An 18,990-nucleotide genomic window follows, 5' to 3' on the forward strand; every position below is an offset into this window, starting at 1 on the left:
ACAACATCATGAAAGCATTGGAAAAACTTAACAACGTGGAAAAAGGGAGACTATTGGCGGACTTACTGCCCGAAGAACTCCCAAGCATCATTCTGTTTATGGAACAGGAAACGAAAAACTTTTTAGACAATGAAGCCGAGATAAAAGCTAATTGGAAAGGAACGTTGGTCACAGCACAATTTTGGTTCACGTTGGTCAACAACATTGACAGGGCAATTAAAAAATGTGGTAACAGGCTGTATAAGAATCACAGTTGGTTTGCGGATCAATTATTTGACAGTTACGATGCTTTGTTTTCCATCTATTGCATTGTCGAGTATAGTTCAAAAGAGCAATGCAATACTAAATTAAGACAAGGAATACACTTCTTTTTCGGAGACGAACCTTTGATTTTAGCAATAGTAAATAATACCAGTCATGGCTAACGCTAATCTGTAACCTATAAAAATACTACAACATGAAACTATCAGATACAGCAACAGATTATATCATCATCAATGCCAAAACCAATAGCGAATGGGATGATTGTGACTTTGCCATCATCCAAGTTAATCAAAACTGGAAAAGCCTGTTACAAGACCGCATGAATATCATGCTCTCTTTTGAAAAAGATTACAGCCTTTTCTCGATGGATTACGCTGATAACAGTGCTGAATTTTATAAGGATGATAACGAAATCATGCCCGATTCAGCAACCTTTCGGGATGAGAAACAATGGTCGTTCTTAAGCATATCACAAACAGAGCTTGATGCACTTTCGTCACCTGAAAACAGCCTTACCAGTCATGAGCTTATCGTAAAAGCAGGGGGTTATGCCGTCTATAGAAGTTATGGAAAACACACGGGAGAAGAATTTTGGACGGCTGAATTTTCAATTGATGAGGTCATTCAGAAAATGCAAGACCTAGAATTGAATGACACCATCACTAATTAAATTAATCAGATACGACAAACATGGGAAGATATATGACCGTCGTTCTCAAAAAAGAATATCAGGACGACGAATTTATTAAGGAACTGAACAGACAGCTAACAGATGAATTTGGCGCAGACGACTGCCCAAAATTCAATCCTTGGTATGCCTTGCAAAAGGATGCGGACTATATGAACAACGACCCCGATGGATTGAAAGAGGTTCCCGATTGGAAACGCCCAATCACCGCCACAAAATTGAGCAAAAACTTTTTTTGGCTCACACATGGCGAATTTTCATTCAAATTATCGGGATGCCCTACGCTTGAAGAAGCAAGGGAAGCAATTGCCGTCTGTAAATGGCTCATCGAAACCAACAATTATTTTATCGAAGCGGAAAAGTCAGACAACTACGATAAGGAAACCGTAGCGGAATACCTCAATTATATTTTCGAGGAAGCAGGTCACACCATCGATAAAATTTGGGAAAAGTAGACGAGATTAAAAAAAAATAAATAAGAATATTATGAGCGCAAATTTTTTCAATCAGATAGCCCAAATGGGTGTTAACGGAGATTTACAAATCACCATCGCAAAGGGTGCAGAAACCAATTGGATTGTATCCGTACTGCTACTAAATGAAAGCTGTGGAGACAGCGCAAAAAATATTATTGCACCATTAATCGTACGGGGAACTCCTGAAGAACTGGACAGCGATTTTTTCGAAAAGATAACAGCACCCATCCAACAGGTTTCGGGACTTATGGTCAACATGGAAAGTTTTATGAAGCAGTTGGAGGAATCCCAAAAGCAATCCGCTATGGAGAAACAGAAAGCGGAACTACAGAAAAAGGAAAATGAGGGTAAGCTCAAAAAATACAACGATGCCATGCAGAAATCGGAAAAGTTGGAACAAGACAAAAATTATAAGGAATCTTGGACGGCACTCCCAAAAATAGCGGACTTTCCTGAACAAGCCGAAGCCATACGCAAACGGATGACCGAACTTGAGAAATTCCTCGCACCGAGTTTATTCGGAGAACCTATTGATTAACCCATTAAAAATCTATTATCATGTTATTAGCTACGCAATTGGAAAGAGTATTTATACTCAATGAAAAAGGTCATGAAATCCGACTTTCAGACCCCGAACCAAAATGGAGCGTTGAGGCGGTATTGAATTTCTATGCCAACACCTACCCCATTCTGACCACCGCCAAAATATCCCCACCAAAGATAAAAGACGATTCCGTACAATATCACTTTGAAAGTGTTATGGGTACAAAAGGTTAAACCCAAAAATCAAAATCATGAATCATGCAACAACCTATCATATCGGGAACAATCAGAATACCCGAAGAAAAACAGCAAAAGCAACTCAACCGACAACTGCACGAATTCGCCAAATGGATGCAGAGGACAAAAGATGCACAGGAAATCAGAAAGGACAAACGGAAATCCGTACCCATAGCCATGCTCCCAATGCCTTTTTGAGAACCAAATTTCTTCCAAAGATAAAGGAGGAGGAAAGGGAGGACACCGTACAATACAGTCCAAAAATGGAACGGGAGTTTTATACCTCCCTTTCCAGTCTTTCAGCACATTATGGTATTGAAATATTGGAAACCCGACAATTTGCATATCCTTATAACGTTGCCCTATCATTATGGGATGCCGAAAGAAGATTAAAGAATTCAATACCTTGTTTTGATGAAATACATTGGATAAAAGAAAATAAAAAATCTTTTCTCATCACTAACGAACATTGTAAGATTGGCTCATCCCTGTATTATATTCCCCTATATCCCATTTTTTTGATGCTTAAGGACAAAAAGCGCAAACAGACGGCTCAATTGCTCCTTTCGGTGTGCAGTTACCTGTACCACATTGCAAATGTCCCTTATTACAGACAGGAAGACAGCTATCTTTTTTGGCAGTATCAAATGATGAAAGATTGGGTGGAACAGGATGATGAAGAGGAAGATACCAAAAGCGATAAGGCTGAATTGAGACTATCTGATTGGGTTGGAGACAGGATCGAGCAAAAAATATATAACCTAAAGACCCTTTCTCAGTTTGGGGAGCGTTTGAACAGATTTAGCGCAATAAATGATTTTGATGCTGATTGTCAAAAAATTGTCCTGCAGTTCTTCAAACTATATCAGCAATATCCCGATGAAAATATTTTCCGAAATACTAAAATCACCGACTACGAATCAGAAGATTATGACGAGCATGAAAGTATTTCGATGGAAAAGTATATTTCTTTTTGGGCAGATAATGAGGGATGGCTTGCCGAACACATTGAACAGTCCGTCAACAATGAGTTTGGGGAGTATGGGGACATTGATGAACCCGAAATCACAAAACGCTTTGATGGCAAAAAAAAGGTTGAACATGAACATGGCACACTCATCTTTGAAACCACCCTGTTCAAATTGCTTGATGAATTGGTTTACCTACTGAACACCTATAAAAAACAAAGAAATGGAACACAAAAACCTCAATAAAAGTTTGGGAACACTTTACCATCCTAAATCAGCCCTGATATTTTATCAGACGGAACAAAGCAACCCTGACTGTTATGTGGAATCATTCGATATGGACAGAAATGGCAGTTTGATTAATGCCCATCCCCTGACCGTTCGTGAAGCCCAGCAATTGGCAAAATCCCTGAGAATTGAGAGCGATGACAAGAAGCCATTTTTAAAATCTACGGGAGTCATCGGTACGCATATCCTAAAGGTAGACCCTACCCACAATGGTCAGGTAATATGGTACAGTAAGGCGCAGTACAGGGATTTGTATTTTGTAGAAAACTTGGGAATCCCCAATGGAAAGGCGCATATCCCCACCCTTTTATGGATAGCAGACCGCAACAGGATTTCAGTATTTGCAATAAAGACGGACAGAAGACCAACGGAAAAAACAAAACTTTGCCACGCCCCTTTCTTCAACATACACAGCAGCGGCAGCGTCTGTATGGGAACGGTGGATATCAACATCAAAAAGACCAGTTCACTCGAAGCGTTCACAAATCTTTGGCAGGAGTATTTTTTCAATTCCTATTTCAGCCACCTCATGCACAGCCACAACCCAATCAAGGGAAATCTGGTCAGTCTTTGGAAAAACCTCATGGAAAACAATGAAAATTTCCCTAAAGACAGTTTAAAAGAAACCGGTTTAACACTTAAAAACCTATTGAAATGACAACAAATCCAAAAATCAGCGTACACTTTACAGACAATTATTTGATTAGTCCGACCAATCCCGTTGAAATCAATCTTATTGGTGCAGGGGGTACAGGCTCAAAGGTATTGAATGCACTATTGGAACTTAACCACTCGCTCAATGAATTGGTGCATCCAGGAATTTCCGTAAGGTTATGGGATGATGATGTCATAACCAATGCCAACCTTGGCAGACAGAAATTTGCGGAGTGTGAGGTTGGATTATATAAGTCGGTGGCACTTATCAACCGAGCCAACAGGTGGGCAGGAACAAACTGGAAAGCCGAAACGGTAAAGTTTCAGCGAAATAGCTTTGACAAGTTACCTGAACACGCACAGGCAAATATCTATATTTCCTGTGTTGATACCGTAAAAACCCGTTTTGAGATTGCCGAAATTCTTCAGGAAATCGATTGTAGCTACGCTTACAGGAATACCGCAAAATACTGGATGGATTTTGGGAACGGCAAATTTACAGGACAGGTCATCCTTGCCACTATCGGAAATGTAAAACAGCCAAATTCCTAAATATATGAGCCCATTTCCAACCTGCCTTTTGTGACCGATGAGTTTGGCGACTTGCTGAAACAATCCGAATTTGAGGACGATACACCTAGTTGTTCCTTAGCAGAAGCATTGGAAAAACAGGACTTATATATCAATTCCGTATTGGCGGACATGGGATGCTCCTTATTATAGAACTTGTTTCGAAACGGAATGACTGAAAACAGGGGAATTTTTATAAACCTAAAGGATTTTCGTTCACAACCGCTGAAAATCTAAAAGACCACCCGCTTAAAAGCGGACGGCGCAAAGACAACCACTCCATTCGTTCCGTGAATGTCTTTGCGCAAAAATATGGCGCAACAACATTCAGTAATATTTCTTACTACGTTCAACAAATATCACTGAATACAGTTGCCTGTTGTTTGTGGGATATTCCAAAATCCCTGATTATATTTGTATGAACTTCTTTCCTTTCCACTTAAGCAACCAAAGAAAAGAAGCAAAAGAACATAGCACGTAATAAATGGTTATATCTATATAAAATTATTCCAATCGTTTTTTAAGTGCTTCTTTTGTTTACAGAACGGCTCTCTGTACGCTTTGGCAAATATTTGCTCATTTCTTTCGAGCAGTTTAAATTCTATAACGGTACGGTTTTCTTCCTAGCAAAGAATGATACCTGTGATCGGATCCTCATCCTCCATTTTAATTTTCCGATCACAATAATTTACACACATCCGTATATGAGCAATGTCTTAATGGGTTAATTTTCTGATTTTTAAGTCTAAAAATACAAAGCATATTAGAAATCTGTTGTAAGGTGGGAGATCCTCTACGAATTGTTCAATTTAAATACTTTTTAAATAATTGTTTCTTGTCAATTTCAAATCTCGTATAAAGCCGTAAGATAAAGTTTTAATCGTTGATGCAAAAAAGTATCAATCAGCAACATTCCCAAAAACATTATTGCAAACCCTAGCGATAATCCTTGGTAATACTCTTTGTTGATAATGAAAAAACAAACAAGTGAAATAATAATCAAACCCGTCCAAACATACTTTGTCAATGTATAGCTCTTATCGTCCGTTTTGATTGTAATTACTTCATTTTTGACTGTCCTTTGAGCGTCTAATTGAAACTGATTTTCCATATTTTCAACGTATTTCGATTTGGAAGATAGTAAATATCCTCCGTAACCGATGTTCATTAGGAAAAGTAAAAAAAGAGGGATTACCATTCCTTTTTGAAGTGAATGGCCATTTTTAAACAGGAATACGCAAATAGGTAAAATAATGAAAATGGCAATCCCAATCATACATTTCCTTGGATAATATCGCCTTTCGCCCAATTTTGTGTTGCTTGAATAAAAATCATAGGCTGTTTTTATGATGGTTAATTTTTGGTTTGTAAAAAAATAGATGATTGGAATTAATGAAAAAATAAAACCAGATACATATATACTAACAAAACTTAAAGGAATACTTAAAGCATAAATTATCATCGCAGACCAACTCATTTTTCTATCAAGTTTTACCCCTTTGCTGTTGTCTGATTTTGTAATATTATGTTGAAAAACGGCATAAAAGAAAACGACTAAAGTGGTAATAGTCCCGTAAAATATATGTTTTGCAATTTCAAAAAACGACTGGCTCAAATGCGCAGTCGCACTTAGGATAAATGAAATAACGAATAGCATTCCAAAGTTCAACCAAACAGAATTGATGTCAATTCGTTCCTTTTGCGAAGAAATGCGATGATGATTGAGCCAAACAATTGCAATGGTAACAAAACTCATGGCATAAACAGCAATTTGATAAAAAATGCTCGCCAATTTATTCACCCCCAATTCAGGGATTTTAATTTCCAAAATCATCAAAGTAATGATTATGGCCAAAATAGCATCTGTAATCGCATCGAATCGCTCTTTTTTCATTTGTAATATTTATTGCGATTAATTTATATTTCCGAAGTCGTCAAACCAAATTTTTGTTTGAACGAAGAATAAAAATGTGATAAGTTCTCAAAACCTAAATCCAAATAAAAGTCAACTGGCTTTTGTTTTTTATGCTTGATTAAATAATGTGCCTCATCCAAGCGTTTTGAAAGCAACCATTGTTGCGGTGTTGTATCGAATGTTTTAATAAAATCTCTCCTAAATCCAGAAAGACTTCGCCCTGTAAGACGTGCAAAAGAGGCAATGGGAACATTGAACATATAGTTCTGGTTCATAAATTCTTCCAAATCTATTTTATATGGTTCCGAGAAATCGAATAAGATTTGTTTAAAATCCGGGTTACTTTGTAACAATAATTCTATTACTTCCCTGATTTTTAAATTAGCCAATTTTGGGGTTGCCTCCTTTTTCTTGTTGATGTAAGGACTGAGCGAAAGAAAATAAGATGTAAGAAAATCATCAGGCTCAAAAAACAACTTATGTTTACTTTTATAAAGATTTTCTCCTGCAATCTTATTTTCCAAAGCATACTGTTGCAAAATTTCTTTGTCCAGCGTAATTGAAATAAATTGATATTTTCCTGATTTTGATGGATATTTAATGGTCTTTATCAGTTGGTTTTTTTTTACAAATACGATTGTATTTTCAGGAATAATAGTATTTCCTTCTGAATGAAAAGCGTGGGTTTCGCCCGAAAGCTGAAACCCTAAAAAATGTTCAGGAATAAATTCTTCATATCCTCTATGCATTTCAAATGCGCAGGAATATACCAACTTATCGAAAATTATTTCACGCTTTGCCTCCATAATACAAATATCTTAAATTTTAATTGAGCACAGCAGTTCCAGCACTTGCAATTTCTCTATCCTGCTCTGGCGAACCACCGGAAGATGCAATGGCACCAATGATATTGCCTTCTTTGTTTTTGAGAACAACGCCACCAGCAATGGTCAGTAATCCGCCATTTGAATTCAACATTCCATATCCGTGTATTTCTGCACCCAAAACGATTGTTCCCATCATATCACTATCTATGCCAAACATCACGGCCGTCCTTGCTTTTTTTACGGTAAATTCTATCACGCCAAAAACACTGTCCAATCTTGCAAAAGCAACCAAATGTCCACCTGTATCTACAATTGCAAGGCTTACGGAAATATTCAGTTCGTTTGCTTTTTCTATTGAAGCGTTCAATGCTTTTGTAGCTTCTTTATAAGTTATGTTCATTTTATTTTTAAATTTTAATTAGTGATAAATAAAAGCATAGATTTTCATCTCTGCTTTCTAATTAAATTTAACTTTTTGCTGTCCAAGCATCTGCTTGCAGTTGTTTTACAAAATCTTCGGTATCCTTCGGATGTACATTTCTGAAATTTGAATTATCGTCCAAAGCAACATCAACAATACATTCTGCCATAGATTGCGGATCTAGTTGGTGAGCCAGAGATTCGGTAGTTCCATCGAAAGCCGATGGAGGTGTGAAATTGTTTTCAGGGTTGTACCAGCGGCTAATGGTATCCACACCACGGTCATTGAAACCAGTCCCGAAAATCCCGGGATTACAAGTTGCAATTTTGATATTGAAAGATGCCAATTCAGTTTTCAAACCTTCTGCAATTGAACCCATTGCGTGCTTAGATGCACAATAGGCGGCAACATAAGGAACTGTCCACAGTTCGCCCATCGAAGTAGTGAATACGATTTTGGCCGGTTTTTTTTGCTCGATAAATTTCTTGATGAAACCTTGCGCCAATTCTAAAGCACCGAAAACATTCACGTCAAACATCGAACGGATTAAATTTAAGGGTTGCTCAGCAATCGGTCCGCCTTCCATTATTCCAGCATTGCTGATTAAAATATCGATGTCGTATTTCTGCGTGATGTAAGCAATGTCGGTTGGATTTGTTACATCGAGTTTATCAACAGTAAGTTCAATTCCCTGTTCTTTTGCTTCTCTAATCAAATCACTCATTTGCGGATAAACTTGTGCAGTGGCAATTACTTTATGTCCTTTTTTGGCTAAATCAAATGCAGCGATTTTTCCGAAACCACTTGCAGCCCCTGTAATTAAAATTGTCTTGCTCATATCTTTTATTATTTAAATATTTATATAGCAAAAATAATTTAACTACCAATTAATTTTATTGCTGTAAAATTCAATTTTGTATTGCCTTAAAGTTCATTATGTGTTTGTATTTGCCTTGAAAGGGCTTTAGCAATATGAAAAGGGTACCGAACGGCTATTGGCACATCGACTAGAGCGTATAGTAGAAAAGATTGAATCGCAGACGAGATAGCGAAAGCTTTAAATATGTGCCCAATCATTATTTCTCAATAAAATTTAAATTTTATTGAACTAACAATTAAATTGGCGTTAATGGTTTTAACGCTTAATTTATACAATATGTTCGTGAAATACAGGAATGACGTTTGTAGGTTTTACGAAACATAAAAAGCTTTGGGTTTGCTTTCAATAAACTTAACTTATCCTACAATAGCAAGGCTTCGAAATGAATGCATAATATTATTGAATGATGGCTGTAACGTGAACATCTTTGCGCAAAAATAAGGCGCAACAATATTTAGTAATATTTTTCACTACGTTCATAAAATATCACAGAAAACAGTTGTAGTTCGCAGGTGGATATTTAAAATATCCATCTTCTTTGTGGATGAAAATCAAACGAAACAAATTAAACGTTCCAACTCTTTTATTAACAAAAACCTGATGCTTTTAAGCTTAGAAAGGGATCGAAAAATTTCGAAAAAACTGATTTGGATGGGATAGAAATAAATAAATTTCAATTTTTTTTCATTTTTTTTAAATCACCAAAAGGCGATTAACAGGGAATTCCTTTCTCTATTATGTTAAATATAAACACTTTACCCTTGCAGATTTCATTACAGGGGTATTTTTGTATTAAAAAATGACATACATTTGACAAAACCAAATACACAAATCATGAAGACAACACTCCTCTGCCCAGCCCGGTAAAAATTTAGCACATCAATAAATTATCATCCATTTTATAGAAAATGGGTTATACCCGTGCACCTATTTCGATTAACATTAACGCTCACAAAATAAAAAACACATGTCATTTTTAGCCAAATTAGAATTAGACGGAAATTCCTATAACGTATTGGAATGCGAATACAGTTTCAACCAACCCATTGACGGTACAGGAAAACCACAGGGAATGCCACAGGGCGGACAAATACATATCCGTTTGGAGAGCACCGGAAATTCAGAATTCCTAGCCTGGATGCTCGATCACAATAAGACCAAGGACGGCAAAATCGTCTTTTATCGAAGAGACGCCATGAGTAAGCTTCAGGAACTTAATTTTCAGAAAGCCTACTGCATCAATTTCAACGAACATTTCAATTCCTCAAATGCCGAACCTTTACAGATTAAACTGCAGTTGATTGCCAAGTCATTTGATGTAAATGGGGCTACCCACGAGAAAAACTGGAGGGAAAAGTAATCTCTTGCTATCACATATTCTACTTAAAAAATTAACGCCAATAACTCAATCAATATGTCATTACAAGATAACAATCCTAAAAACCCATTGGATGGTGGGTTGGATGAACTTAAGCAACAGGCTATATCAACGGCTGAGAATAAAATTGCAGGGGCAGTTTCTGAAAAATTAAATAATCCTATAGTAAATAAGGTTGTTGAGAATAAAGACACCATCATTAAGGCAGCTAAAAATTTTTCATGGATCAAGGATACTGAGGCACCAGTAAATGAAACTTTTACAGGAATGTCCCACAGTGCTGTAGACACCACGAATCAGGTCATTTCAAAAACCTTTAAGGATTTCCTTGCCGACAAGGACAGTCCGTTGGTCTATTGTACGCTTACCATCGATGGTAAGGAGTTTCTTGCCAAGAACAGTTATTCTGTTTCTTTAAAACAGCATACGAACGATCATGACAGTTTTAACATTACCACACCCGATGATGCTTTGGACAGCTTTGAGGGATATGTAATGGAAAATTCCAAAAAACTACTCGGAAGCAATGTAGTTGTAAATTTTCATCGATATGGGGAAATTACACAATCCTTTAAAGGGATTATCGCCAATATCCGGAACAAGAAAGATGATGGAGGTGGCTACGGTACATTGTCTATTACAGGTTATGCACCAAGCATCCTGCTGGAAAACGGAAAAGACTGTCAGAGTTTTGAAAACAAGGATCTCAAAGGCATTGTAGAGGATGCCCTAAAGGAATACAAAGGTGAGGTTCCTATAGTTGCTGATAACTTAAATACCAAATACACCATCCCCTATACCGTACAATACAAGGAATCTGATTACCAGTTCATCAAAAGGCTTGCGCTACGATACGGCGAGTATTTTTACTACGACGGTGAGCAGCTCATTTTTGGAAACAAGGTACAGCCTACTATCGAAGTTGGCGAAAATATAGACCTGATCAATATTGAATTTGAAATGATGATTAAGCCCCAAAGTTTTAAGTACATGGCTTATGACAGCATTTCGGCAGAGGTAAAAGAAAAAGATTCTGATTCGGCAAAAACACAATATAAGGAAAATAATTTCCAGGCTATTGCAGTGAATGCTTCAAAGCAGGTATTTAAGAAAAAGGCAGAAATGCTTTTTAATGCGACCTCACAACAAAATGTGGAAAGCGACCTGAAAGAAATGGTACTGCGACAAAAGGAAAGCCGTGAGCATCTGCTACAGGTAAGGGGAAAAAGCCGTAATCCAAAATTAAGGATTGGCGGAAGAGCAGAAATCTCAGACATTAATGCAAAAGCGATGGAAACCTATCGCATTATCGCTATCAGTCATTACCATAATGGTAACGAATATTACAATGAATTTCTAGGGATTCCCGACATCTTTATATCTCCATTTTTTGACGAAGATGCTTTTCCTACGTGTGAGGAACAGTCAGCCACCGTTGTGCAGAATGATAATCCACAGGGAATGATAAAGATCCAGTTTCCCTGGCAAAAGAAAAAGGGACTTACCACCCCTTGGTTAAGAGTGGTTACACCGTACGCCGGAAAAGGAAAAGGGATGCATATTATTCCTGAAGTTGGCGAGGAAGTAGTGGTTGGTTTTGATAATGGTAACGCAGAACGTCCTTTTGTGTTTGGGGCAATGTTTAATGGTGAGGCAAGCGCAGGTCTAGGTGGAGCCGGAAACTTTATGAAAGGATTACAAACGCCTACAGGAAGCCGTCTACATATGAACGACAAAGATGGTTCACTGCATATGCAGGATAATGGTGGCGTAAGTATGAAGTTTGATGGTGGTGGAAATGCAAGCACCATTGCTAAAAGCAATCATCATGTAAATGCGGGAAGTAAACATGCCACAGATGTTGGAAAAGGTGCGTCTGCTCTGAGTATGGATTCAGATGGAGTTATTGACTTGAGCGGAAAAACAAAGGTCACCATAAAAGTAGGCGGAAGCAGCATTATTATTGATGGCAGTTCCATAACAATTAGTAGTGGAAAGGTCGTGGTAAAGGGCAAGTCTTCAATTGATTTATCATCAGCTAAGAATCACATTGGTGGCGAGACAAAACTAGACGGAGGAGATGTATTTATAAACTAATTGTTATGGAAAAAGATAATAAAATTTATATACAACAGCCTTTTAGGGAACAGTATACGCTTACCATCGCTTCCGAAGTAAACGCTGTTAGTGCACTCATTATTTCAACTGTAGAACTTCGTTATGATTTTCAGGTTTTGGATATTAGGGATGACCATATTGAAGTTCGTCTGCTCATGCTTGATAATAGAATTGTCAAGGCAAATAATCCGATGGTGAAAGAGGTGGCACAGGTAAGCCAGGTTTTTGGAAGAATGTACAATGAGCTACATTTAAACCTATCTCCCAAAGGAAAGGTGCTCAAGGTACTCAACACTGATCTGATCCTCTCTAAATGGGGGGAAACTAAAACAGAAATGCAAAAGTACATTTCAGGAAATCCTGAACTGGAACAGGCCATGTCACTCAATGACACTATTTTTAATAGCCCTGAAAAAGTAAAGGTAGCGGTTCAGGCTAATGAGTTCTTTCAGGTTTACTTCGGGCAGATCTTTGAGGAAATTATTCCCAGGGCAAAAAAAATATCAGGGACAAACATATTCAATACTGCCAATCTGGAATGGAATATTAATATCGATGAAATGGTTTCCAAATCTACTGAAGAGAAAATATGCATTTCATCTGATGCCAATCCTGTACGACCGTTCTCTCCAGGTTATTTAAATGCTGCTTATCATCAATTTAAAGAGCAGTTAGAGATAAATCCACTGCATGTCAAAATGTTTCAGAGTGAAGAGCGGGTTATTGAAAGAAATACAGGAAAATTAGACGAAGCGATTATAAAAAAAGTCGAAGAAGTGGAACCTAAGAAGCTTTATCAGAAGTTCACTTACAAAATGATCAGCGACACGGAGAAAAAATTACAGCAGGAAAAACTAAATTCTTCAAAAGCTAAAGAAGCAACGCCTGATATAACTCCTGAAATTGTAAGGGAAAACGCTAAACCTGAAATATACAAGGTAGTCGAGGGAAAGGAATTTACGCTTGAAGAATGGAAAATCTATGAGGAACGGCAGTGGAAGATTCATCAGGAAAAGAAAAAGAAAAAAGGATTTTTTGGATTTTAAATACACATCTGATGAACAAAATAATTATAGAAGAAAAAATAACCGCTGCGGTTAAAGATAAATGGTACAAATCCTTTCGGTTAGGAACAAAAGAATTCCTAATCGTCATCGTAAAACAGAACAAGGATTTTTCATTTGTCCTTGAAACAAGATTTAGCAAGGGTAATATGGTCTTCATCAAAAAAAGGATCGTACAGCAATTGATGGCGGGAAGCAAGGTCAGGTTAGCCTATCATTCACAAAGTAAAATTCTGAAAAGGGTATGAAATGGGAAATAAAAGGATAACTGAAAAAGATTTCTGGATGTGCACAAATGGTGCTGTTCCTGCCCAATTACAGGGTACGAACACCACTACTAAAAAACAGTCGGGAGAAAAATACATTACCGTTCAGGATAAGGCAACCAGTAGCTGGATAGATTTTGGCTGTACTAAGTTGATGTTGATCTACGCCCTGTTAGCCGCAGCCGTAGTTGTAATAGCCGCTATGACGGTTGCTACAGGTGGAGCTGCACTTATTGCATTGGGTGCTTTGGCAGGTTTGGCCGGAGCCGCATGGGGAGCCGTGGTTGGAAGTTTACTTTGCGGACAGTTAGGAGCAAAAATTAGAACTTGGGACCCGTTAATAAAAAGCAAAAAGACTACAGTACAAGGTGTCGACCAACTAACGGGAGATTACAAAATGACCTGTATGATACCGGGTGGCAAAGTGACTTTTGCTCCACAAATCAAAAATTGGAGTCAGGCTGTTTCTCTTGGCGCCTCCAATTATATAGGAAAATTAATGGAGGGGATGATGGCTGGAGCTGCCGTCGGAATGGGCGGCGCACTGCTAAGCGGTGGTGCTGGAGCTTTTGCAACGGGTGGATGGCGAGGTGTAGGACAAGCTGCATGGCAGTTTGCCAAAAGCTGCTCTATGAATGTTGTTAAAAATATCGCTGCCACTTTTGGCTATGCAGGCGCAGGTGCAAGTACAACAGCTGTTTATACAACAGTAGCAACAGCCGTTGGTTTAAGAACAGTAACCGCTACACAAGCTGGTTTAGGTCATTATGGTAACACAGGAGAGTCTGGTTGGGGTGCAGCTGGAAAAGGTGTAGTTGGAATGGAAACGGGAATGTACGAATCCGGCAAAAATATTATAGGTAAATTCTTAGGATGGAAAAAAGAAGATGGAACAGATTATTCCTTTGGATGGCATGACGTCGCAGGATTAGCCATGTTACTTTCACCAGTACATAAAGCGCCTGACGAAATTAAAGCCAAGACAGAAGAATCTAATATTAAGACAGAAGAGCAAGTAAACGATGGAGAAAGCAATACAACAAATGAGGAAGAAACTGTAAGGGATCTTAATGTAAATGAAAGTGAAGCTCCAAGACAAGATGGAGAGCATGAAGCTTTTGAAGCTACAATTGTAAGAACTGAATTAATAAATGGTGATCCTCCATTTAGAAGAAATCCTGATCATGATGCCGCCGAGTTCCAAAGACAAATTGAAGGACAAGAGGCTGGAATGAATAATCTAACGGTAGAAGAATTTATTAATAACCGTGATGCTTATTTAGAAAATGGACGTTCTTCTGAAGGAAGTGCTGCCCAACAAAGATATAGAGAGCAATTTAAAGAAGGGATGATAGACGATTTAATGGAGAATGAAGGATTATCTTATGATGAAGCAGCCTCTAGAACAGATAATTATATGAGTGATAAAGCGGCTTTGCATGATCCCGATCAAGTAGCTGGTGGTCATGGAGATAATATTACAGGACTTGGAGATTCAAGAGTTAACTCATCTCTAGGAAGCCAATGGAGAACAAGAATTGAAGCAATTGATGCTCAGGTAAGGGAACAGGCTGCTGGAATGACACCTGAACAGAGAGCCAATACTTACCTTAATATTAGATTGCCGTGGGAATAAAATTTTATTAAATTTGTTAAAACCAAAAAAATGTTTGAAAAATTTATAGTAACATATGGTGATATTCAACACCGACAAGAAATTTCTAATGAAAATTTAGAAACTATTAAACAACATCTTCCTGAAGACTTGTTTGTTTTCCTTCAAAAAGGTAAAGGTAGTTATATGGATGGATTCTTGTGGATAGTAAATCCAATAGAATATAAAGATATAGTTGATGAAGTTTATTTACCCCTACAAAATCCTTCTATTTGTTTTGCAAGAGATGCTTTTGGGAATTTGTACCTATGGGAAGATAATAGTATAATATTTGTAGACATTAACCATTCCAAACAAGAAGTTGTTGGTAGAAAAGCTACAGTTTTTTTTGATTTAAAAATGACAGACAAAGGATTTTTAGAAAAAAGATTACCGTACAACAATTTTTTAGAAGCAAAAAACATCCTTGGAGAATTGCAATCAGATGAATGTTATGGTTATCAACATTTGTTAGGTATGGGGGGCTCGGAAAAAATTACAAATCTAAAAAAGATAAAGGTTAAAGAGTATATATCTATAACAGCTCAAGCTTTAGGTAAAATACAATAAATTTTTAATTTTTTATTAATTGGTTTTAGATGATTAAAAATTTAATACAAGAATACCGAGATAAATTACCTCAAAAACTTTTAGATTGTTGGAATTTAAATGGATTTACTACTTTATCAAATGATTTTATAAAAGTTGTTAATCCAAACGATTATAAAGATATATTGAACCAAAGTTATGAAAGTATTGGTAAGCCCGCTTATGTAATTTTCGCAACTGGTCTAGGGGATTTAATTATATGGGAAAATAATTACATTATTCTTTTGAATTTTCGAAGAGGAAAATCAAAAGTAATTGAATCAGGTTTTAATTTTTTTCTAGAAGACATTAAGGATGATAGTTTTCTTTTAGAAGAGCTCGATAGCAAGAACTTTAAACAGGGGGCAGAAAGTCTGGGGCAGCTGTCTTTTGATGAATGTTTTTCTTATGAGCCACTACTTGGATTAGGAGGAGCTGAAAAGGTGGAAAATCTCAAGAAAGTAAAAATTAAAGAATATATATCAATCACTGCACAAGCATTGGGAAAAATTGGATAGAATTTAATTGGAAACTATCTGATATATTAAACTCGTTAAGCTATATGATTATTTAGAAGTAATGAAAATGATATAAAGTACCCGCAAATGGCATTAGGTGCATAATGATAAACTTAAAACATGATAAGAGATCATATTCAAGACGAGCAATATTTTGACAATTATATAAATAATCTTTATACCAGAATAAATAGGTTTGAAGAGGTAACCTCAAAGATTGTTGCCGAAAAAGGGTATCAAGATAAAGGTGCCATAAATGGGCTATACACGTTACAAGGTTTTTATTTGAATGCAATAAAAGCTCTTTATTCAAGTGGAACCTCACTAGCTGATATCAATAAATTTTTTAAAAAATTTATTGATTTATCATACAATTTCAAACATCCATTAACGTATAATTTGATTTTAGATGGTGTGTCGTTAGGAATTTTGCTCGGAATCAGTACTGCTGATTTGATAAATTGACTGAGTTGATTAGTAAAGAAGATCCTGACGACTATTTAATAGACTTTTTGTTAGGAAAGAAAACAACTTGGGAAAAACAATCTAAAGATTTTAAATTTCCAAAACCATATCAATCATTACAACAAGTTATCTCGTTAGGTACAAATGGTGAGAAAGAAAAAGCAATAAATAACCTCAAGTTATATTTGGATCAGGAATGGTATAAAGGCCATTCAGATGCAGGATGGTATGACAATCATAAAAGTAAGCATAACACCTATGCGGGATACTGGAGCTGGGAAAGTGCTGCATTGGTAAAAATTTTAGATTTGGACGACAGCATTCTGAAAAATCAAAAATTTTTATCCTTACGATATGGTTCATTTTAAATAAAAACAAATTTTTTATTCTTCAATCTGGTAGGGGCTAAAATTAATAATATTAGTTGCTACTGCTTTTATTTTAATGAAAAGAACTGGCACAAGTTATTATAAACTCGCACCAGTTTAATCTAAATTATTTTGCTAAATAAGTCATCCCGCCATCAACAAGCAGTTCAGCTCCTAGCATAAACGCAGAGTCATTTGAAGCTAAAAAGACGGCTGTTTTCCCGACATCCGATGGTTGCCCGATCCTACCGGTTGGCATAAGTGCTGCATAATGCGCCTTAACAGCATCTAATTGTTCCACTGGAACAAATTTTTCAAATGCCGGAGTATCTGTTGTACCCGGGGTTATCACATTTGCCCTGATTTTACGATCTAAAAGGTCTGCTGAAAATCCTTTTGCCAAATAGATCACTGCTGCCTTTGCAGCACCATAAAGTGTGAAAGAAGAATATGCCCGATGTGCAGCATTTGATCCGATGAGGATTATAGAACCGCCATCATTCATGTAAGGTAAAGCTTTTTGAACCGTAAAGTAAACACTCTTTAGGTTTAAGTTCATCGTCTTATCATATTCAGCTTCATTAATGGTTGCAACAGTACCCACAGTTCCCGCACCGGCATTAGCCACAATCACATCTACTTTTCCGAATGTTTCAGATGTTTCTTTAAATACCCTTTCCAAATCTTCCATTTTATTTACATCGGCATTAATCGCTATAAAGCCATCACCAAGTAATGTAATAGCATTATTTAAAGTTTCTTGATTCCTGCCAACTATTGCGCCAACGACACCCTCGCTTTTTAAAGCTTCAGCAATGCCCAACCCTATTCCACTATTTCCACCTGTTACAACTACAACTTTGTTCTTTAATTTACTCATAACTGTATATTTTAAATTCTTCAGATTTTTTTGCTCTGAATTCTTATACAAAGTTATTTCCTGAAAATCGGCAACTTCTTGAGCGGAATCACAAAATACAACCGATAAAAATCAACACAATATCTTGATCTAGATCAAAAATTCGTTGTAACTTATTATAAGTAAGACTTTTAATATTTATGTAGTTTATACTTTATTGAATTTAAAACACCTGCTGATATTGTGAGTTTTATCTTTTGTTCAGCTTTTTTCTAAGCCTGCTTACCGTTTCTGGTGATAAGCCCAAATAAGAAGCAATCACATTCTGCGAAAAGCGGATTAGAAAATGAGGATATTCACTCACTAATTGAGAAAAACGTTCTTCAGCCATATGGCTAATAGCACTCTGCATTCGTTTTTGATTGGCAATTGCATTGTTTTGTTTAATAACCTCCATCATTGTAGAAAAAGCCGGGATAAATTTTAAAAACTCTTCAACCTGTGCATTGGTTATCTGCAGAACCTCTAAATCTTCCAATGCCTCTATATTGTATCGACTTGGTGTTAATTGGTAAAAACTTTCAAAATCTGCTAGCCACCAGTTTTCAAGACTTAATTTTAAAATATGCTCATTGCCTTGTTCATCTACAACGAAAGTTTTGGCAGAACCTTTTAAAACAAAGCCCGTATATTTACATACATCTCCCTCCTGCAAAAAATACTGTCTCTTCCTAAATCTTCTTGGCGCCATGTGAGTCTCAATCAAAACCTTATCTTCTCCGGAAAATAGTTCTCCTGATAATTTTTCAACGTAGTCGAAAAAGGCTTCAATATTTGACATGAAATTCATTTTAATAATTTGCAATATACTAAGATCTACACTAAAAAAATTAGTCTTTTCAGCAGAAAATAGATGAATCTAAGCATACAAATTGTAAGAAACAAACATAAAAACGTTACACTTTTCGTAATCACATCTTA

Annotated in this window: 21 protein-coding genes and 1 pseudogene; 16 read left to right on the top strand and 6 right to left on the bottom strand. The window is 36.7% G+C overall.

Annotated elements, in window-relative coordinates:
* The first annotated feature begins 35 nt into the window (after positions 1-35).
* The 8 genes and pseudogenes from ABD940_RS07025 (at position 36) to ABD940_RS07060 (ending at position 4,925) form a co-directional block, all read left to right on the top strand.
* Positions 36-425 carry a hypothetical protein gene (locus tag ABD940_RS07025; protein ID WP_345201513.1) on the top strand — a complete coding sequence of 130 codons (390 nt, stop codon included), beginning with the start codon at positions 36-38 and terminating at the stop codon, positions 423-425.
* Between the two features lie 32 nt (positions 426-457).
* Positions 458-934 (top strand): hypothetical protein, encoded by a 477-nt coding sequence (locus tag ABD940_RS07030; protein ID WP_345201515.1) that lies wholly within the window; start codon positions 458-460, stop codon positions 932-934.
* A 32-nt stretch (positions 935-966) separates the two neighbouring features.
* Positions 967-1,407, top strand: a complete 441-nt coding sequence (locus ABD940_RS07035; protein WP_345201516.1) for a hypothetical protein — start codon at positions 967-969, stop codon at positions 1,405-1,407.
* 31 nt (positions 1,408-1,438) lie between these two features.
* A complete protein-coding gene (locus ABD940_RS07040) occupies positions 1,439-1,966 on the top strand; it encodes a PRTRC system protein E (protein ID WP_345201518.1) in 528 nt (175 codons plus the stop codon).
* 20 nt (positions 1,967-1,986) lie between these two features.
* Positions 1,987-2,205 (top strand): PRTRC system protein C, encoded by a 219-nt coding sequence (locus tag ABD940_RS07045; RefSeq protein WP_345201520.1) that lies wholly within the window; start codon positions 1,987-1,989, stop codon positions 2,203-2,205.
* A 17-nt stretch (positions 2,206-2,222) separates the two neighbouring features.
* A complete protein-coding gene (locus ABD940_RS07050; RefSeq protein ID WP_345201523.1) occupies positions 2,223-3,422 on the top strand; it encodes a hypothetical protein in 1,200 nt (399 codons plus the stop codon).
* Positions 3,400-4,122: a PRTRC system protein B gene (locus ABD940_RS07055; protein WP_345201525.1), complete on the top strand. Its 723-nt coding sequence runs from the start codon at positions 3,400-3,402 to the stop codon at positions 4,120-4,122. The genes ABD940_RS07050 and ABD940_RS07055 overlap by 23 nt, the downstream gene beginning before the upstream one ends.
* Positions 4,119-4,925, top strand: a pseudogene (locus ABD940_RS07060) (PRTRC system ThiF family protein). The gene ABD940_RS07055 and the pseudogene ABD940_RS07060 overlap by 4 nt, the downstream one beginning before the upstream one ends.
* A gap of 607 nt (positions 4,926-5,532) precedes the next feature.
* On the opposite strand, the gene ABD940_RS07065 reads toward ABD940_RS07060, so the two are convergent.
* From ABD940_RS07065 to ABD940_RS07080, 4 genes are all read right to left on the bottom strand, one after another.
* Positions 5,533-6,582 carry a TMEM175 family protein gene (locus ABD940_RS07065; protein WP_345201527.1) on the bottom strand — a complete coding sequence of 350 codons (1,050 nt, stop codon included), beginning with the start codon at positions 6,580-6,582 and terminating at the stop codon, positions 5,533-5,535.
* A gap of 23 nt (positions 6,583-6,605) precedes the next feature.
* Positions 6,606-7,409 (bottom strand): helix-turn-helix domain-containing protein, encoded by an 804-nt coding sequence (locus ABD940_RS07070; RefSeq protein WP_345201530.1) that lies wholly within the window; start codon positions 7,407-7,409, stop codon positions 6,606-6,608.
* A 19-nt stretch (positions 7,410-7,428) separates the two neighbouring features.
* The gene (locus tag ABD940_RS07075) at positions 7,429-7,830 is read right to left on the bottom strand and encodes a GlcG/HbpS family heme-binding protein (protein WP_345201532.1); all 402 of its coding nucleotides are present in this window, start codon (positions 7,828-7,830) and stop codon (positions 7,429-7,431) included.
* 67 nt (positions 7,831-7,897) lie between these two features.
* Positions 7,898-8,689: an SDR family oxidoreductase gene (locus ABD940_RS07080; RefSeq protein WP_345201535.1), complete on the bottom strand. Its 792-nt coding sequence runs from the start codon at positions 8,687-8,689 to the stop codon at positions 7,898-7,900.
* Between the two features lie 1,009 nt (positions 8,690-9,698).
* Between ABD940_RS07080 and tssD the strand changes: the two genes are divergently transcribed.
* The 8 genes from tssD (at position 9,699) to ABD940_RS07120 (ending at position 17,150) form a co-directional block, all read left to right on the top strand.
* Positions 9,699-10,091, top strand: a complete 393-nt coding sequence (gene tssD / locus ABD940_RS07085) for a type VI secretion system tube protein TssD (protein WP_345201537.1) — start codon at positions 9,699-9,701, stop codon at positions 10,089-10,091.
* A 54-nt stretch (positions 10,092-10,145) separates the two neighbouring features.
* Complete coding sequence (locus ABD940_RS07090; protein ID WP_345201539.1) at positions 10,146-12,206, top strand: type VI secretion system Vgr family protein; 2,061 nt, start codon at positions 10,146-10,148, stop codon at positions 12,204-12,206.
* 5 nt (positions 12,207-12,211) lie between these two features.
* The gene (locus ABD940_RS07095; RefSeq protein ID WP_345201541.1) at positions 12,212-13,273 is read left to right on the top strand and encodes a hypothetical protein; all 1,062 of its coding nucleotides are present in this window, start codon (positions 12,212-12,214) and stop codon (positions 13,271-13,273) included.
* A 267-nt stretch (positions 13,274-13,540) separates the two neighbouring features.
* Entirely contained in the window at positions 13,541-15,193 is a 1,653-nt protein-coding gene (locus ABD940_RS07100; RefSeq protein WP_345201543.1) for a polymorphic toxin type 15 domain-containing protein, read from the top strand.
* Between the two features lie 30 nt (positions 15,194-15,223).
* Entirely contained in the window at positions 15,224-15,781 is a 558-nt protein-coding gene (locus ABD940_RS07105) for a T6SS immunity protein Tdi1 domain-containing protein (protein WP_345201546.1), read from the top strand.
* A gap of 29 nt (positions 15,782-15,810) precedes the next feature.
* A complete protein-coding gene (locus ABD940_RS07110; protein ID WP_345201549.1) occupies positions 15,811-16,317 on the top strand; it encodes a T6SS immunity protein Tdi1 domain-containing protein in 507 nt (168 codons plus the stop codon).
* Between the two features lie 120 nt (positions 16,318-16,437).
* Positions 16,438-16,782, top strand: a complete 345-nt coding sequence (locus ABD940_RS07115) for a PoNe immunity protein domain-containing protein (protein ID WP_345201552.1) — start codon at positions 16,438-16,440, stop codon at positions 16,780-16,782.
* A 5-nt stretch (positions 16,783-16,787) separates the two neighbouring features.
* A complete protein-coding gene (locus ABD940_RS07120) occupies positions 16,788-17,150 on the top strand; it encodes a PoNe immunity protein domain-containing protein (protein ID WP_345201556.1) in 363 nt (120 codons plus the stop codon).
* A gap of 127 nt (positions 17,151-17,277) precedes the next feature.
* Here ABD940_RS07120 and ABD940_RS07125 read toward each other — a convergent pair whose 3' ends face one another.
* Positions 17,278-18,030: an SDR family NAD(P)-dependent oxidoreductase gene (locus ABD940_RS07125; RefSeq protein ID WP_345201560.1), complete on the bottom strand. Its 753-nt coding sequence runs from the start codon at positions 18,028-18,030 to the stop codon at positions 17,278-17,280.
* A gap of 229 nt (positions 18,031-18,259) precedes the next feature.
* The gene (locus ABD940_RS07130) at positions 18,260-18,850 is read right to left on the bottom strand and encodes a Crp/Fnr family transcriptional regulator (protein WP_345201565.1); all 591 of its coding nucleotides are present in this window, start codon (positions 18,848-18,850) and stop codon (positions 18,260-18,262) included.
* Positions 18,851-18,990 lie beyond the last annotated feature (140 nt).

Origin of the sequence: Chryseobacterium ginsengisoli (assembly GCF_039542325.1) — a bacterium.
GTDB classification, from domain to species: domain Bacteria; phylum Bacteroidota; class Bacteroidia; order Flavobacteriales; family Weeksellaceae; genus Chryseobacterium; species Chryseobacterium ginsengisoli.

Excerpts from the sequence above, each read along its gene's own strand:
- ABD940_RS07030 (WP_345201515.1), top strand. The coding sequence starts at position 458 with ATGAAACTATCAGATACAGCAACAGATTATATCATCATCAATGCCAAA.
- ABD940_RS07035 (WP_345201516.1), top strand. The coding sequence starts at position 967 with ATGACCGTCGTTCTCAAAAAAGAATATCAGGACGACGAATTTATTAAG.
- ABD940_RS07040 (WP_345201518.1), top strand. The coding sequence starts at position 1,439 with ATGAGCGCAAATTTTTTCAATCAGATAGCCCAAATGGGTGTTAACGGA.
- ABD940_RS07045 (WP_345201520.1), top strand. The coding sequence starts at position 1,987 with ATGTTATTAGCTACGCAATTGGAAAGAGTATTTATACTCAATGAAAAA.
- ABD940_RS07050 (WP_345201523.1), top strand. The coding sequence starts at position 2,223 with ATGAATCATGCAACAACCTATCATATCGGGAACAATCAGAATACCCGA.
- ABD940_RS07055 (WP_345201525.1), top strand. The coding sequence starts at position 3,400 with ATGGAACACAAAAACCTCAATAAAAGTTTGGGAACACTTTACCATCCT.
- ABD940_RS07065 (WP_345201527.1), bottom strand. The coding sequence starts at position 6,582 with ATGAAAAAAGAGCGATTCGATGCGATTACAGATGCTATTTTGGCCATA.
- ABD940_RS07070 (WP_345201530.1), bottom strand. The coding sequence starts at position 7,409 with ATGGAGGCAAAGCGTGAAATAATTTTCGATAAGTTGGTATATTCCTGC.
- ABD940_RS07075 (WP_345201532.1), bottom strand. The coding sequence starts at position 7,830 with ATGAACATAACTTATAAAGAAGCTACAAAAGCATTGAACGCTTCAATA.
- ABD940_RS07080 (WP_345201535.1), bottom strand. The coding sequence starts at position 8,689 with ATGAGCAAGACAATTTTAATTACAGGGGCTGCAAGTGGTTTCGGAAAA.
- tssD (WP_345201537.1), top strand. The coding sequence starts at position 9,699 with ATGTCATTTTTAGCCAAATTAGAATTAGACGGAAATTCCTATAACGTA.
- ABD940_RS07090 (WP_345201539.1), top strand. The coding sequence starts at position 10,146 with ATGTCATTACAAGATAACAATCCTAAAAACCCATTGGATGGTGGGTTG.
- ABD940_RS07095 (WP_345201541.1), top strand. The coding sequence starts at position 12,212 with ATGGAAAAAGATAATAAAATTTATATACAACAGCCTTTTAGGGAACAG.
- ABD940_RS07100 (WP_345201543.1), top strand. The coding sequence starts at position 13,541 with ATGGGAAATAAAAGGATAACTGAAAAAGATTTCTGGATGTGCACAAAT.
- ABD940_RS07105 (WP_345201546.1), top strand. The coding sequence starts at position 15,224 with ATGTTTGAAAAATTTATAGTAACATATGGTGATATTCAACACCGACAA.
- ABD940_RS07110 (WP_345201549.1), top strand. The coding sequence starts at position 15,811 with ATGATTAAAAATTTAATACAAGAATACCGAGATAAATTACCTCAAAAA.
- ABD940_RS07115 (WP_345201552.1), top strand. The coding sequence starts at position 16,438 with ATGATAAGAGATCATATTCAAGACGAGCAATATTTTGACAATTATATA.
- ABD940_RS07125 (WP_345201560.1), bottom strand. The coding sequence starts at position 18,030 with ATGAGTAAATTAAAGAACAAAGTTGTAGTTGTAACAGGTGGAAATAGT.
- ABD940_RS07130 (WP_345201565.1), bottom strand. The coding sequence starts at position 18,850 with ATGTCAAATATTGAAGCCTTTTTCGACTACGTTGAAAAATTATCAGGA.